Below are 17,676 nucleotides of genomic sequence, written 5' to 3' on the forward strand. Positions count from 1 at the left end.
CCGTATAGATTTATATTATGCTAAAACCGCAAATTTGACTTCTCTTTAAGTACTCTTCTATAATTTTCAAAGAAACCATAGGTATTCCGGAAACTTTATCATAAGCTATGGAAAAACCTCTGCAGTCTGTCTCTGCAATCATCTTACAGCTGTTGACAATATCTTCCACGAGTGGAATTTTTGCAATCATTTCACCTCTACCAAGAGAAATTCCCATGCCATTATCAAAACTCATGGATATTCTGCCTTCTTTTATAATGTTTATCGAGTTGTCATTGGATTCTATAGGAGTATTCTTTTCCCAGAAAACAGGAGTCATCTCCTTAGCAAGAGCATGGAGGACAAGACTGGATACAGGTTCGTCTCTAAACCAAGTGGTTCTTAAAAAATACCTTCTAGTTAGAATTTCAAGATAATCCGTTAGATCGTCATCAGAAAAAATAGACATAAAATCATTGGTACTTATAGAAAATACATTGGCATAAGAATAAGCTCTATAAAATTCACCTATAGCAGAAGAGGAGAAAACAGCTCCCTCACCTATGACAGATCCCGGAGGTATTTGACCCCAGTCTTCTTTGGGCTGTTTCATTTCTATTAAGCCATCCACAATATAAAAAACTCTATCAGGAATTTCTCCCGGTTTTAGAACATACTCCTGATGTTCATATTGTCTAAACTCTGAGTTTTGTAAAAGAAAATCTAATCTTTTATCATCAATAAAAGGATAATATTGAATCAGGATATTTCTATACTTATCTTCTTTATGGGATTCCGATTCTTTAAAAATTTCATATACAGTACCAAACTCAACACACAGTCCTGCTTTTTTTTCTTCTGAGGAAAGAGGCTCATCAATATGACTGAGCAAAATAATATCAGAACTATCAGATAAAAAATCAAGGGGATTACCATGAATCATCCCTTTGCCAGCATCAATTTTTTTAATATCAGACTTAATAAAATAAGAATTAATAGCTTTTTCTATAAGTTTGGAATTTACAGGATTTGACCAGACAGTCCCTTTTCTCATGTTATCTATTACTTCCAGAGAAGAGATATCTGCAAGATGCGCATATATATGTTGTTTTCCGCTAACTCTATCAGTTGCTCTAAAATACATTATAGTAGTTTCTACCGGATGAGGAGAAAAAAGAGGCATGACCTCAAATCCAGGTTCTATACTATTCCACTGTCCTTCTACAAGATCCATAGGAGAAAAGAAACTCATAAAATCTTTCTCCGGGATACCTGTCAAAGCAGAAAGTTTTTTTTGTACAGAAAGCCTTACAACAGGTACAGCATAATATCCAAGCTTGTGATCTGTTCTTATAAGTGAAGTTATTCCTGCAAAATGATCATCATGACAATGAGTATGGAAAATACCAGCAACACAAGAAGGATGAATCCCCAAAGCTTTAAGAGTTGCAAGAACAGAAGGTCCTGCATCTATAAGAAACAATTTACCATTGAATACTAAGATCGAGGACATACACGGATTATCGACATCCCAGCCGGTTCCTTCTCCTGTATTGATAATCGACCAATAAGAGTTAGGATGTTTTTTTACTGGAAGTTCATAAGGAAAAACCTCGGACTTTTCGTATATATTCAAATCCACCATTTCTATCTCTTCTTGATATCTAAATTCAAAAACATTAAGCTCTTTTCTGGTTATTGTAAGATCTTTTCCTATTGTAACAGGAGAAGCATCAATTGCTCTTATTTCTAGTAACTCGTCAATGGATTTTATTTTTCCAAAAGCAAAAAAAGTTTTTATATCATAGAAAAATCTTATAAGTTCCTCATCCAGACCAGCCTCTCTAAGCTCTTCTTCCGATATTAATCCGTAATTACCTCTAAGAATATATTGTGCCTGTGCATTTATCTGGTTCTTTGAGCCTAGTAGAAGAGGCTTTTTGCCATCATTGTTGGGATGACCAGGAATAATCTTCCCCTGTCTGTAAAAAATTTGAAGAATAGGAAATTCTGCAAGATTGGTAAACTGTCCATGCTGTAATGGAATATCAGACAATAATATCGCGTTAGGACCGCTTTCAAAAACAACTCCATTTTTTTCTTTTTTTTCTATAAGTTTTTCTTTTTTTAGAAACTTTATTACATCCTGCGGAACACCACATAATATACTCAAATTCTCCTCAGGTATTTCTACCAACCAGCTTCCCGGACAAACTTTAATCTTATGCATTATAACTTTACCTCTTAGAATACTATAGAGCAAATGACATTAAAATACAAACTTATATTTGTAACTATCTGCAAAACAAATCAATAGGAAAACTGATTGTCACTGTATTTTACTTTTGATTCTATCTCTTTTATGGCTTTCCAAGATAGAAGAATAGAAAATGAAGAATCCCAAACTGTTTTTAAAAGACCATTCTCTTCCTTTATCTCTGGCAAACCAGTATACGTAAAGGACAAGTCCCAGTCCCTAAGGTCATGGACAATTGATATATCTATTTTTTGCAGCTTAAACAATGCCTGCTCCCTTGTCTCATTATCAAATATATTAAAAGAAGAAAATATATCGGATAATGGATTTATCCAGGACATTCCTACCTTCTCTGGAAGCCCTGGTATGTATCTGTAGGCAGCTCTATTGAGAGAAGAAGAACTTATATCAAGACTAATAAATTCACGAATAAAAAAAGACATTGTAAATATAAAATCAAGCTTTGTCTCTGTCACACGGATAGGATTAATGGAATATGTAGAAGATGCACCCAGTCTTAATCCCATTCTATTTTTCCAAAAATACATACTATCAGAGTTGAGATTTAACTTTGCCGTAAAATTGGAAAATAAGAAATCCTTAGAGGTTCCCTGAATCCACCCTATTCCATATCCACCAAATGTATATGGATATGTATACTGCCAAGTGGAAGAAAAAGTAAGATAGTAAAGCTTTAAAGATAAGGTATGAAGCTCCAATCTCCATGAATTATTATCTTCTTCCAGAGGAAGAATTTTTATTAGCTGGCTTGCCTGTATATTATTATCATAAAGATTTATTTTTTGATTAAAAGTAAAAGAAGAAAATGTCCAATCATTGTTGTCTTTTATATAATTAAGAGTAGAAGACTGTGACCATGCATAGATTGTATCAGTAAGAGATAAAGCAAGGCTTTCATCAAGAGGGGGCAGTACATAAGAAGAAGAAAAACTATGACTTGTATCAAGCAAATCTAAGCCCAGCGAAGCTGTAAGTTTATGCGATTTTATATAAGTTTTATTCCATTCTACAGTCTTATACTCATATACAGGACGTCCGTTATTGGAAACAGAACTCACATCCTCATCAAGTAGAACAGCTACAAGAGAATGCGACAAAGAAGTATTTCTAAAAGGAGTTATAAAATACAAAGGTTTCAATGTGGAAGTTACAGTCTCTGTAATAGTAAGATTATTCTGCATAAGAATAGGATCCCTTATTGCCAGCCATTGAGTATCAGAAAGAGAATCCCCCAACCTGCTCATAAAATACCTTGTTAAGGTTGTATCTGTGTTGGATGCCACGGAGAAAAATTGGTCATATATATTTATATTATTGCTGAGCATAAATCTGGAGGAAAAAGAATACTTGGCATAAGAAAGACCCCATTTTATATCATCCGGCTTGCTTATATCTGATGTATCATAGTAATAAATAGAATTCCACACCGGAGTAATTGTATAAGAAGAAGAGAAAGAAAGAGGTCTGTAGTTATCAGAATCCCACATAGAGCTATAAATATCCTGCAGGAAAAGCCAATCCTTAAGCTGGAGGGAATATGGTGCAGTTGTTTCTGTTTCTGATAGACTACCCTCTTTTTCACTATTAACCAAATCTCTATCTGCAGAAATATCTTCATCCCATGGTGCAAAAAGCTCTGAGTTTACATCCGCTGTATCTTTTTGCATCTGAGAAGAAAATGGATATGAAAATATATTACCGGTGATTCCGGAAGAAACAGAAGGAAGGCTAATAGAAACAGGTATAAAAAACATTCTCTCAGGACTTGCAGAATTCACATCAGATCTGCTCTTTGCAGACCAAGAAAAAATATTAGATATTGAAAGATTATTCCACATAAAATAAGGGGATAAATCCGGTAAATTTGCCCAGTTGGCTTTAACTATCCAGTTCATTGTTGTTTCCTCGCTTACAGAAGAAGAGCTGGAGGAAGAGGATGTAGAATCAGACTCAGAAGATGTTGAAGAAGACGAGGAATCAACAGAACTGCTATCCACTCCTAAGAGCTTTTTCCATGATATATCCTCTTTGCGATCAAGGAAATCTATTGCAACAAAAGGATCAGAAAACAGGGAGATATTCCACTCCATATCTGCACCTATGGCATTTAGCTTTGCTGCTGTCTTTATACGATATCTAAAAGGAAGCTCCATAGAAGCAAAATATCCGCTATCAGGATTATCAACTAAACTACCATTCTCAAGAAAATATGGTGTATAGCCAGTACCAGATGAAAATAGAGTTCTGCTCTTTGCAATACCTACAAAAAAAGAAAGAGAAGAAAACGGCTTCAAAGACCCAAGAGACGCATCTACGCCTGTAAAGTATCCAAGCCCCGTATAATAATCAAGCATAATCTTAAGATAATCAGAGGTATTCTCGGGCGGATTTATAACAGGAATTTTATGATAAAAAATCCCATGTCTCTCATATATATAGTTGGCATCGTCACCTGTACTCATAAAAGAAAAAGTATTATCTTGGCTGCTTGTCTTTTTATGACCTATAAAATATGTAGTACTTGTAAAAAATGCCCCTCTTCTGTCGTCAAAGCCAAAAACAGGATTAAACACCATTTCATCCCCGGCATAAAAGAAAAAAGGGATATACAAAACAGGAATAATTCCTACTTTTAGTATGGCATTGCTTATTATCCAGTCAGATCCTCCATACAGCCACAAATTATCCGCTTGTATGCCATAATAAGGCGGATTTCCCTGAGAAGAAGTTATAAAAACATTGCTTGACCTTATAACCTCGTCTTTGTCAACAATATTCCTTCTTGCGGATTTGGCAACCGTTGCAAAAAGCAGCTCCTCATCCCCTGCATTACTTTTCTTATAAGAAGCCCCCTCTATAAAGAGCCCGGAGGTATCCTCTATTCTGATATAAAGCGTATTTCCCTCAAACCTATCCGCTTCCTCTCCTCCTCGCTTCTTTACATACACAACATGGCCGTAAGCTGCCAGAGTATCAGAAGAAATATTATAAAGAATAATATCTGCAGAAATGCTGTGCTCACCCTGTTCATCCTCAAAGAATAACAAAGCATTCTTTAGTAGCACATAAGTTTCATCAATCTCGGAAAAAGACGAGTACAGTGCGTAGCCTGCCTTCTTAAGCTCTATCACCCTATTTTCCACATTGGAAACAGGCTTTTCCTGAGGCACAATCCCATAATACGACAGGAGCCGTGCTTCTAGCGTATCACGCGTACCCGTATCTGCCAGCCCCAACCTTTTGCACCACTCTACAAGCTGAAAATAAGAGGAAGTCTCAATATCCCTCTGTACAGTACTTTCTGCAAGACTCTGGTCTGAAACAGCAGAAGAATCGCCACCAGACTCCTGCGCGACAACATAAAAAGAGACAAGCAAAATAAGAACCAGCAGAATAAACCTTCTCACACAACCTTCCGGAAACACTATGTACAAAAGTTTATAACATTTTTTATGTTTTATGGTAAGTTTTATTTTATCAGTACACAAAAAAAAACCAAGCCCTCAGCCCCTCAAAAAATTCAAATACATTATACCGAACGCAAGGACCGCGCAAAATGCGCGTCCCTGCTGCCTTTGGCAAAAAAAAGACGAATTTCAAATGACCCCAAAACACAAAAAAGGCGCAGCAAAAGCTGCGCCGTTCGGTATATTATAAAAAACTTTAAGATGTATACTTTTTATACTATTCCTACTTCTCACAACATGTCTTTAAGATATTGTCCGGTATAAGAACGCTCACAGGAGGCAACATCCTCAGGAGTACCCATGGCAATAACCTCTCCGCCACCGGCACCTCCTTCTGGTCCCAGATCAATAAGCCAATCAGCTTGTTTTATCACATCAAGATTATGCTCAATAAGAACCACTGTGTTGCCCATATCCACAAGCTGATTGAGCACGGTAAGAAGCTGCTTGACATCTGCAAAATGCAAACCAGTAGTAGGTTCATCCAGAAGATAAAGAGTCCTGCCAGTACTCCTCTTGGACAGTTCAAGCGCAAGCTTAATCCGTTGAGCCTCACCACCGGATAGGGTTGTAGCAGGCTGTCCCAGTTTTACATAACTTAGCCCCACATCTAGCAATGTTTTGAGCTTTCTCTCTATGGCAGGAACAGCTGAGAAAAACTCATATGCCTCTTCTACAGACATCTCCAAAACATCATAAATATTCTTTCCCTTATATCGTATATCAAGCGTATCCCGGTTAAAACGCCTGCCGCCGCAGACATCACAGGTAACATAGACATCAGGCAAAAAATGCATCTCTATCTTGATGGTACCATCACCTTTACAGTTCTCGCACCTTCCTCCCTTTACATTAAAAGAAAATCTGCCAGGTTTATAACCACGTGCCTTGGACTCTGGAATACCTGCAAAAAGCTCCCTTATAGGTGTAAAAAGCCCTACATAAGTTGCCGGATTAGAACGTGGAGTCCTGCCTATAGGACTCTGGTCTATATTGATAAGCTTATCTATGGCCTCGACACCCTCTATAGAATCATAAGAACCTTCCCGCATCCTTCCTCTGCTGACCCTGTTATAGACAGCCGGCAAAAATACATCGTTGAGCAACGTTGATTTACCAGAGCCAGACACACCTGTTATAACGATAAATGTCCCCAGAGGAAATCTCGCATCTATATTCTTGAGATTATGCTCTCGCGCACCACGCAGCACAATCTCGTTACCATTGCCCTTTCTTCTCTTTTCAGGGACATCTATCTTGAGCTTACCAGACAAAAACTTGCCGGTGAGACTCTCCTCAGATGCACAGACATCCTCCACAGTCCCCTGAGCTACAACCCTGCCTCCATTGACACCTGCTCCGGGCCCCAAGTCAACAATCCAATCCGCAGTACGCAAAGTCTGCTCATCATGTTCCACAACAACAAGCGTATTACCTATATCACGTAGATGCACAAGCGTATCAAGGAGCTTCTGATTATCCCGCTGATGCAATCCTATAGTAGGCTCATCCAAAACATACAAGACCCCCACAAGGCTGGCACCAATCTGCGTGGCAAGCCTAATACGCTGTGCCTCACCACCTGATAACGTAGACGCCCGTCTTTCAAGAGAAAGATATCCTAGGCCAACATTCTCCATAAAAGTCAAGCGACTTACAATCTCTTTAAGAATCTGAGATGCAATCTCTTTCTCATTCTGAGACAACCCCTCAGAAAAACCCCTAAAAAATACAAGCAAATCGCTTACGGACATACACGTAAGCTCATAAATATTCTTCCCCCCTACGGTAACAGCAAGCACCTCTGGTTTTAGCCTTTTTCCCCCGCATTCCTCACACACACGCTGGGACATAAACCCCTCAAGCCAGTCCTTAACCTCTTCCGAAGAAGACTCCATATAGCGCCTCTTTAGGTCCTCCGTAACACCTGGGAAACGAGTCCTGTACTCAAACCTACCCGTCCTGCGCTTATTTTCATAAGCGACCTCAAACTCTCTATCTGACCCATAGAAAAGAGCCTCTTTAACCTCCTCAGGAAGCTCACCTATAGGCGTATTGATATCAACACCAAACTCCTTAAAAAAAGCCTCAAACCTGCTACGATTCCAGTTAGCATCCGGATTATAAGGAACAAGCCCTCCCTCCAAAAAAGAGAGAGACGGATCCGGCACAATCAAGTCAGGATCAAACTCAAGAGTAACCCCTATACCAGAGCAAGCAGGACAAGCCCCATACGGACTATTAAAAGAAAACAACCTAGGCTCAAGCTCCGGAAAACTCACACCACACACAGGACAAGCATGTTTCTGAGAAAAAACATGCTCTTTTTCTCCATCCTTTGTAAGCTCCAACACCACACACAAACCAGCAGCAAGTTCAAGAGCAGTCTCCACAGCCTCAACCAACCTTCTTCTCACATCCCCGCCAATAACCAGCCTATCAACAATAACCTCAATTGAATGTTTATGCTTTTTTGATAACACAATCTCTTCATCCAACTGTCTTACAACCCCATCCACACGCACACGCACAAAACCTGCACGCCTTGCATCCTCCAGTACCCTACCATGCTCTCCCTTCTTGCCACGCACAACAGGTGCAAGCACCATAACGCGCGCTCCCTCCCCCAGATGCAAAACCTGCTCCACAATCTGATCTACAGACTGCTCACTAATCTCACGCCCACACACATGGCAATGAGCAACACCAAGCCTAGCAAAAAGCAGGCGAAAATAATCATAAATCTCCGTTACAGTTCCTACCGTAGAGCGAGGATTACGATGAGTAGTCTTCTGTTCGATAGAAATAGCAGGAGAAAGCCCTTCGATATAATCCACATCAGGCTTATCCATCCTGCCCAAAAACTGCCTGGCATAAGCGGACAAAGACTCAACATAACGCCTCTGTCCCTCCGCATAAATAGTATCAAAAGCCAGAGACGACTTACCCGACCCCGACAAACCAGAAATCACAATCAAACTATCGCGCGGAAGCTCCAAATCAATATTACGCAAATTATGCTCACGCGCACCCTTAATAACAATCTTACCCATACCGCATAATCTACAAACAAAACTCTCTCACATCAAGAATACACGATAACAAAAAACACTTACACCGAACGTCGTCCCTGCACATACATAGCAAAAACAAAGGAAAACGCAGGGACTCCTGCCTCCGGCAAACAAAAGACCAAACATAATAAGAAACTAACAGAATCTGTCAGTAAGCTCCGGCACTCTTTATAACACGCTCCCTGAGCTCAAGATACCTCCTGGTAGGCATCCAAGGAAACTGACTCTCGCGCAAATCATAACCAAAAGCAGTCCGAGAAAGCAAAATCACAGGTGGAGCCTGTATTCTCTTAAAAATACTTCTTCTCATAGTAGATACAAACCACTCAAGATCACTTACAAAAACATCCGGCTTATCCAGCTCATACAACATAAAAATATCCTCGGATATCCCCATTTTCTCACAAAAACTATCCTTACCCTCAAGATACCACTCCATAAAATGTTCTGGACTCTTTTTCCTGTAATCCATAAGATGTTCTATCAATCTGTCATGATAACCAAACTTCATAGGATCTCTCTGATTCTCCTTAAGCTCTGCAGAAGGAGCAATCTCAAAATTATACCTGTCATCCGGCAAAAGCTCAGAAGGAACAAGCTCCTCATCACTATTTATCCACTTGCACATCTCAAAAACCTCATCTTTTGTAAGGTCACCTATGGGAGCAATAGCACCATTTACATCACCGTACAAAGTAGCATACCCCAAAGCAATCTCCAGCTTATTACCATTATTTGTCATAAGTCCGTTATGCATTGCAGCAAGATTAGAAAGAATACTTGTACCCCTTATCTTGGCCTGTATATTCTCCTCGGCAAGAGCCCCGGGAACCAATCCACTCTTTTTTAGAACCTCCCTGTTGAGCTCCACAAGCTCCTGTATCGCAATATCCTTAAAACACACACCCAACCTATCCGCAAGTTTTCTTGCAGAAGACCTGGTAGCACTGCTATTGTATACAGAAGGCAAATTATAAGTAAAAATCCGCTCCTTACCCAAAGCCCTTGTCATAAGAACAGCAACAAGAGAACTATCCACTCCACCCGATAAACCTATTACAAAATTAGGCCTCCAATCCCCCATCATCTCATCAAAACCTCTTATCCCTCTGATAATCGCATTATATTTCTGCTCTATTCTGGAAGGCAGCCGTCTTTCACCCGCCTTGTTAAAATTATCATCATCCACATAGATAATCCCCTCCTCATAAGGAGCAAGATCATATCCATGAAGCCTCTCACCATCCGCATATACCGCAGTATCGCCGTCAAAAGTTATGATATTTTTACCATTATTCTGCACACCCACATTATTGACATAATAAAAAGGAATCAGCTTTCCCGCCTTTCTCTCAAGAATAGAAATCTGCTTATCCCGTGCATAATTCTTTCCGTAAGTCCAGGGACTGGCACTTATACACACAATAAAATCCGCCCCCTGCTCTATCAACTCAATAACAGGATCGCTGTCATAATCATTGGACCACATATCCTCGCAGACAATAACCCCCATATCCCTGCCAGCAACATCAAACAACTGTCTCCTCCCCGTCTGCCTGGGAGTAAAATATCTCTGATCATCAAAAATTCTATAATTGGGCAAAAGCGTCTTTGCCTCCCAAAAAAGACGGCCATCCTTTACAACATAAGCAGCATTATACTTTGTACACCTACCATCCCGCCCCCTTTTGTCAAAATCTACAGCAACATTACCATAAACAACACAAATCCCCCTAGCATGCTGCAAAATCACCCCGTTATAATAAAGCAACTCATTAAGCCAATCATCCTCCAACCATCTATCCCCCACAAAATACCCGCCCACACAAAGCTCCGGAAAAACAACAAGCTCAGCACCCTTACTGCGGGCATCATCCATCATAGCAATCATCTTCTCTACATTCTTCTCCGGATTACCGGCCGTAACATCCATCTGCGCAAGGGCAATTCTCATACACAACTCCTCTGACAACTATAAACCATACCCAATACACAAAAACATCTTGGGAATATTACACTATACTATTTTTTACCCTGCAAAAACAACAATACCGAACGTCGGGCATGCGCCAGTAGAAAAGAAGCAAAAAGGCGCATACCCTCCTGCCTACGGCAAAAAAAGACCAATCACTGTTATATCTTCTTCCGCCAGGAGGCAGCGCAGAACGCAGTGCGGGCTGCGCGTTCGGTGTAAAACTGCTTTTCCTACTTGATGAGCAAAGACATAAGGCGTATATTGAACTCATGATAAGATTTTTGATAAAAAAAGCATTTTTTGACACTTGGGATAATCTTATACAGGCTGCACTCATCAATCTGGGAGCAGTACTGATTATTGCAGGTTTTCTAGGGCTTGGAAAACTGGCTCTGAGTCTTGGAGAGGTTATGCTGCCTCTTACGCTGGCCGCGGGTATTATCGTGTTTTTTGTGTACGGCGGCTTTATGGCACTCACTGCAAAGGATATAGCTTTTTATGGACAGCCCAGCTTTAAAAACTTTTTTTCTTATATAGCCAAGACTTGGAAGGCCAGCATTTTCTATGCTCTTATGGTCATTCTTATTTTTTACACATGGATTTTTCTACTTCCCTTTTATAACAGCATTGGCGGTGCTATCGGCTTTGTTGCTACCATTGTGCTTCTGTGGGTCATTTTTGGTTTTGTGCTCATAAGTCCGTGGTTTTTTCCTGTTGCATCACAACTTGATACAAAGCCGATAAAAATTCTTAAGAAGTCTTTTTTGCTTGCACTGGACAATCCGGGTTTTACGCTGTTCTTGTTTTTTTCTTCTATCATAACGTTTATTCTTTCTCTTTTTACGGCACTGCTGTTTCCAGGATTTACGGGTATGCTTATCTGGCAACAGGATGCTCTCAAATTGAGGATGTACAAGTACGAATATCTGGAAGAGAATAAAAACGCTAACAGAAAAAAAATTCCATGGGATGCGCTTATAGCAGAAGACAGAGAAAGAGTCGGAAAACGTACTCTTAGAGGTATGATTTTCCCATGGAAAGACTGAATAGCTTTACAATATCCGGCTATTACAAAGCTGACAAAACTTATACGGAATATAAAAGGCAGCCATCCGGCTGCCTTTACATTACAGAAGCTTTAAGAACTGGCTAGTCACGCAAATCCGCAATCTGTTTTTGTTTTACAAGCATTTTGGAAAGATACAGAAAAGGTGTGTCCAGAGCTGCTACAATCCACTTAAATATATAAGTGGTAAAGATAATCTCAAGAACAACAGAAAAAGGAAACTCACCAAGAAAAGCAATAAGACAAAAAACAATGCTGTCTATCAGCTGACTTACCATTGTGCTTGCATTGTTTCTCAGCCACAACTGATTGGGAAACCTGTTCTTCCAAAAATGATACGCCCAAACGTCATGAAACTGCGAAAGAAGATAAGCTGTTACACTGCCCAAAACAATACGGGGCATAAGCCCAAAGATTGCCGCAAGATGTTCCTGGCTGCTGTCATCGGAAGCAGGTGTAAACCAGAGAGCAAACTGAGTAAGAACAACAAGAGCAATCATGGATACAAGGCCAAATATAACAGCCTTCTGTGCCTCTTTCTTGCCATAATGTTCGGACAGCATATCCGTAACAAGAAACGTAGAGGCATACACGATATTGCCCAGTGTCGCAGTGAGACCAAAGAGATTGACAAGCTTGACAACCTGGACATTGGCAAGAATAACGGAGATGGGAACCCAGATAAAAAGCCCCATCTTTCCCCACAGCCTAAAACTTATCATAACCATGGCAAAAGCGGCTATGAGCATAAGAAACCAAAGAAGTTCGTTCTGCATAAGACGACTCCTTGTTTTGATAAGGCGGGTGTCTGCGACCGCCGCAATCCCGCAACGCGGGAGAATTGCAAAATAATTATATCAAAATAACAACTCTCAAAATTATTGTGAAACAACCGGATTTTTCAAAACACCAATATTCTCAATATCAACCTCAATTACATCCCCCGGAGAAAGCGGTCCTACTCCTGCTGGAGTTCCGGTAGAAATGATATCCCCTTCTTCCAGAGTAACAAACCTGCTCACAAAGGATATAATCTCAGGAATCTTAAAAATAAGCTCGGAAGTAGAAGCATCCTGGACAACCTTACCATTGAGAATAGACCTAATTCTGAGATTATGTACATCACCTATTTTATTAGCAGGCACAACACAAGGACCAATAGGTCCAAAGGTATCCAGAGACTTTCCTCGCCACCAACCGGAGCGATCATAAGTCTGGATATCACGTTGGCTGACATCATTAAAGCAGGTAAAACCCATCACATAATCCATAGCTTCTGACACCGGCACATTTTTAGCACGCCTGCCAATTATAAGCGCAAGCTCTGCCTCATAATCAGTCCTCGGACCACCAGCATCCCTCACATACTTTTTGTCCACAACAGGAAGAACAATAGCCTCGCCAGGTCCAACAAGCACATTTGGCGTTTTGACAAAAAGCACAGGCTCATCAGGCAAATCATTTCTCAGGCTAACCTTCTGAGAAATACTCTCTCTAGCATGCTCTACATAATTGAGCCCCAGCGCAATAATCTTGGAAGGATTGATATCAATAAAACCGCCATCCGGGATAACAGGCAATTTCAACATAACAAGCCTCCAAAAAATAAAAAAGCCCCCATATAGGGGGCATGGGCGATGACGGGATTGAACCGCCGACATCCTGCTTGTAAGGCAGGCGCTCTCCCAGCTGAGCTAATCGCCCGTCTTGTTGTCAGTAAACTATCACATAAGCTCAACAGTGTCAATATCTGTAACAAAAATTTTTTATACCGAACGTCGTCCCTCTGCCATAGGACAAAAGAAAAAATGCAGGGACTCCTGCCACCGGCAGAACAATATACTAGCTGTTACCATCTGCTAAGCTTTGCTTTTGCCAAAGGCAGGCAGACTGTCGTTGACAGTCTGCCGTTCGTTTTTTTTATTTTTTACGACCTGTCATCATTTTACACAGAGAAACATGCTGCTATTCCTTTGACAAAATGCGTTAAATTTGGAATTATGCAGTATGAATATGATTTCATGTGTTCTTGTGGAAAAAAAGCCGCAGTTTGCTGTATCTGCGCGGCAGCTTCTTGAGGATATTGTCAATACGCTTCATATACGTGGCCTTAGTGATTTGCGGATTGTTAATCGCTATCTTATTGAGGGTGAGTCTCAGGCTCTCATCAATAAGGCTATCAAAGGTATTTTTGCGGAGCCACCAGTTGATGTTGTGCTTGATGCGCTTCCGGAGGCAGACAGGATTCTTGCTGTAGAACTTCTTCCCGGACAGTATGATCAGAGGGCAGATTCTGCGGCTCAGTGTCTAAGGCTTATAAGTCCAGACTCCAATCCTATCGTGAGATATTCCAAAGTCTTCCTTTTTTATGGCAATATTTCTGACAATGACTTTGACAGAATTCGTTCATATCTTATCAATCCTACAGATTCACGAGAGGCTTCCTTGCTTATTCCTGAGACTCTGCACGAAGCTGTGGAAAAGCCTTCCGATGCTGTCAGATATATAGAAGGATTTATCTCTGCAGATAAAGAAGGACTATTGCACATAAGGCGGGACATGTCCCTTGCCATGGATATTGCAGATCTCATGCATTGTCAGCGGTATTTTCGCGATATTGCAGAGAGAAATCCTACGGAGACAGAACTCAGGGTTCTAGATACTTATTGGTCAGACCACTGCAGACATACTACTTTTCTTACTCGCTTTGAAGAGATAAATATAGAAGGACAGGATTACCGCGAGGTAATTGAGTCTTCTTATAATGTATACCGTGATATCAAGAAAAAGATTAAGCAGGAAGATCGTCCTCAAACTTTGATGGATATTGCCACAATAGGCATGAAGTTTCTAAAACAGGAGGGTTTTCTTGACAATCTGGATGAATCTCCAGAAATAAATGCCTGTACTATAAAGATAAAAGTAAACACATCCAGTGGAGATGAGGATTGGCTTCTTCTTTTTAAGAATGAGACGCATAATCATCCTACAGAGATTGAGCCTTTTGGCGGTGCAGCTACGTGTCTTGGTGGCGCCATAAGAGACCCTCTGTCCGGAAGGGCTTACGTATATCAGGCTATGCGTGTTACAGGTGCGGGAGATCCTAGGACTCCTGTGGAGGAGACTCTTCCTGGCAAGCTTCCTCAGATAAAGATTACTAGAGAGGCTGCTCACGGTTACAGTTCTTATGGAAACCAGATTGGTCTTGCCACAGGTCAGGTCACAGAGATATATCATCCGGGTTATGTTGCCAAGAGGATGGAGATAGGCGCTGTAATAGGTGCTGTCAGAGCAGAGTGTGTAAGGCGCGAGGAACCTGCTGCAGGAGATCTTGTTATTTTGCTGGGTGGTCGTACGGGCCGTGATGGTATTGGAGGTGCTACTGGTTCGTCTTTGGCTCATGACGAGAAAGCTATAGAAAAGGCAGGCGCAGAGGTGCAGAAAGGCAATCCTCCTGAGGAGAGAAAGATTCAGCGACTTTTTAGGAATCCTGAACTTCTTTCTCTTATAAAGCGCTGTAATGATATGGGTGCCGGTGGTGTAAGTGTTGCTATAGGTGAGATTGCAGAGAGTCTTGATATTTTTCTGGATCGTGTGCCCAAGAAATATGCAGGTCTTAATGCAACAGAGATTGCTCTCAGCGAATCTCAGGAAAGAATGGCTGTTGTTGTAGAAGCTAAGGACGCAGATAGGTTTATAGAGCTTGCCTCAGAGGAAAATCTGGAAGCCACGGTTGTAGCAGAGGTTACGGACTCTGGTTTTCTAAGAATGTTTTGGAAGGCAAAAAAGGTTGTAGATATAAAGCGTTCTTTTCTGGATACAAACGGTGCAAGCAAAAACACTCTTGTCACCATAAGTACTCCTGATAAGAAGGAATGTCCTCTTCATGATGATTTTCTGTGTAAAAATGTAGATGATCCAAATATCATTGACAAGCTCAAGGAGTATTTCTCCTCTCTTGGCAATGCAAGCCAAAAGGGGTTAAACCAGATGTTTGATAGCTCTATTGGTGCTGGCTCTGTTCTTCTTCCCTATGGAGGGATTTTCCAGGATACGCCTGTTGATGCAATGGCAGCGCTTATTCCTGCTTTGGAAAATGAGGCCAATACTGCTTCTCTTATGGCTTATGGTTATAATCCGTATCTGTCAGAGTGGAGTCCTTTTCACGGTGCTTTTCATGCTGTTGTAGAGTCTGTCTGCCGACTAGTTGCTGCAGGTGGGAGATGGAGAGAAACAAGGCTTTCTCTGCAGGAGTATTTCCCAAAGCCCGGTAATGATGATAAGAGATGGGGATTGCCTGCTGCAGCTCTTCTTGGTGCCCTAAGCGCTCAGCTTGCGCTTAAGATTCCCGCCATTGGTGGTAAGGATAGTATGTCCGGCAGTTTTAACGATATGGATGTACCACCTACCCTTGTATCTTTTGCAGTTTCCACCCAAGAGAAGGATTTTATTATTTCTCCTGAGATAAAAAAACGCAGCAGTAAGCTGTATCTTATACAGACGCCTTTGGATGATAATGACCTTCCCGATATTTCGGTTCTGACCGAAAATATGGATTTTATTCAGAAACATATAGAGAAAGCTCATATAATATCTGCCACTGCCATACGGCATGATGGACTTGCCGGAGCTCTGCTTAGGATGATGGCAGGTAACAGGATAGGTTGTATTCTTCTTCCAGAAAATAAAAACAGTTCTGTTCTTTGTCCTTCTTACGGTAGTTTTCTGGTAGAGGTACCTGTAGATGCTCCCCACTCTCACTTTGAGAACCATCCTAATACTGCCTGTGTTGCAATTACAGAGGGAAATAGTCTTGTAATTGGGAGGATGTCTGTTCCTGTAGAAGAGCTTGTATCGTCGTGGAAAGCTCCGCTAGAAGGGATTTTCCCTTCTATCCATAAGGAGAAAAAAGAGACAGAGAAGATTGAGGCACGCTTGTATAACTCTGGTTCGTCTTCATCCAAGACAAAGGTGGCAAGGCCAAGGGTTCTTATCCCTGTTTTTCCTGGTACCAACTGCGAATATGATACAGAGTATGCTTTTAAAAAGGCTGGTGCAGAGACAAGGGTACTTGTGTTTAAAAATCTTACAGCGTCTCAGATAGAGGCTTCTCTAGATGAGCTTGCAAAGGCTCTTTCTAGTTCTCAGATTCTTGTGATTCCTGGTGGTTTTAGTGCGGGTGATGAGCCTGAGGGGTCTGGTAAGTTTATTGCTACTGTTTTTCGTAATGCTGTGGTAAGGAAGGCTCTGGAAGATATGCTGGATAAGCGGGATGGTCTTATTCTGGGAATTTGTAATGGTTTTCAGGCTCTTATCAAGCTTGGGCTAGTTCCTTACGGATATATACGTGATTTGGAGGATGATTCTCCTACTCTTACTACCAACAAGATTGGTTCTCATGTTGCCCGCTATGTTAACACCAGGATTGTCTCCAATCTTTCTCCATGGTTCCTTGAGGAGGAGCTTGGTGCTGTTCATACTGTCCCTGTTTCTCATACGGAGGGGCGTTTTGTTGCCGATAGGGCAATGGCAGAAGAGCTTTTTGCCCGCGGACAGGTAGCTACTCAGTATGTGGATGCAGAGGGTAACCCTACGATGGATGCTCGTTTTAATCCCAATGGTTCTGTACTGGCTATTGAGGGTATAACAAGTCCCGATGGCAGGGTGCTGGGTAAGATGGCTCACTCGGAGAGGCTTAGGCCAGGAATAGCTCGCAATATTCCAGGCCATAAAGAAGAAAATATTTTTGCAAGTGGTGTAAAGTACTTTTTATAGTATATGATTGTAAAAAAGGCAGCAGGCCGTATGGCTGGCTGCCGTTCGGTATAAATTGACTA

General features: G+C 41.1%; 8 protein-coding genes and 1 tRNA gene. 2 read left to right on the plus strand and 7 right to left on the minus strand.

Annotated elements, in window-relative coordinates; translation table 11 throughout:
• Positions 1–10: 10 nt before the first annotated feature.
• The 4 genes from WKV44_09995 to nadE form a co-directional block, all read right to left on the minus strand.
• On the minus strand, positions 11–2,209 hold the full coding sequence (locus tag WKV44_09995; protein MEM5948871.1) for a cyclic nucleotide-binding domain-containing protein: 2,199 nt from the start codon (positions 2,207–2,209) through the stop codon (positions 11–13).
• An 80-nt stretch (positions 2,210–2,289) separates the two neighbouring features.
• On the minus strand, positions 2,290–5,664 hold the full coding sequence (locus WKV44_10000; protein MEM5948872.1) for an LPS-assembly protein LptD: 3,375 nt from the start codon (positions 5,662–5,664) through the stop codon (positions 2,290–2,292).
• Positions 5,665–5,954: 290 nt separating this feature from the next.
• Positions 5,955–8,777 (minus strand): excinuclease ABC subunit UvrA, encoded by a 2,823-nt coding sequence (uvrA, locus tag WKV44_10005; GenBank protein ID MEM5948873.1) that lies wholly within the window; start codon positions 8,775–8,777, stop codon positions 5,955–5,957.
• Between the two features lie 169 nt (positions 8,778–8,946).
• On the minus strand, positions 8,947–10,752 hold the full coding sequence (nadE, locus tag WKV44_10010) for an NAD(+) synthase (GenBank protein MEM5948874.1): 1,806 nt from the start codon (positions 10,750–10,752) through the stop codon (positions 8,947–8,949).
• A gap of 290 nt (positions 10,753–11,042) precedes the next feature.
• Here nadE and WKV44_10015 point away from each other — a divergent pair, with 290 nt between their 5' ends.
• Positions 11,043–11,819: a hypothetical protein gene (locus WKV44_10015; GenBank protein ID MEM5948875.1), complete on the plus strand. Its 777-nt coding sequence runs from the start codon at positions 11,043–11,045 to the stop codon at positions 11,817–11,819.
• A gap of 103 nt (positions 11,820–11,922) precedes the next feature.
• Here the strand turns inward: WKV44_10015 and WKV44_10020 are convergent, their stop codons facing one another.
• The 3 genes from WKV44_10020 to WKV44_10030 all read right to left on the minus strand — a co-directional run bounded on the left by WKV44_10020 (position 11,923) and on the right by WKV44_10030 (position 13,543).
• Complete coding sequence (locus tag WKV44_10020; protein ID MEM5948876.1) at positions 11,923–12,615, minus strand: queuosine precursor transporter; 693 nt, start codon at positions 12,613–12,615, stop codon at positions 11,923–11,925.
• 102 nt (positions 12,616–12,717) lie between these two features.
• Positions 12,718–13,428, minus strand: coding sequence for a fumarylacetoacetate hydrolase family protein (locus WKV44_10025; protein MEM5948877.1), 711 nt, complete (start codon positions 13,426–13,428; stop codon positions 12,718–12,720).
• Between the two features lie 42 nt (positions 13,429–13,470).
• A tRNA-Val gene (locus WKV44_10030) sits at positions 13,471–13,543 on the minus strand.
• Positions 13,544–13,852: 309 nt separating this feature from the next.
• Here WKV44_10030 and WKV44_10035 point away from each other — a divergent pair.
• Positions 13,853–17,614 carry a phosphoribosylformylglycinamidine synthase gene (locus WKV44_10035; protein MEM5948878.1) on the plus strand — a complete coding sequence of 1,254 codons (3,762 nt, stop codon included), beginning with the start codon at positions 13,853–13,855 and terminating at the stop codon, positions 17,612–17,614.
• Positions 17,615–17,676 lie beyond the last annotated feature (62 nt).

The sequence above is a fragment of the Spirochaetia bacterium 38H-sp genome (genome assembly GCA_039023545.1).
In the GTDB taxonomy this organism is placed as follows: Bacteria; Spirochaetota; Spirochaetia; order Winmispirales; family Winmispiraceae; genus Rarispira; species Rarispira pelagica.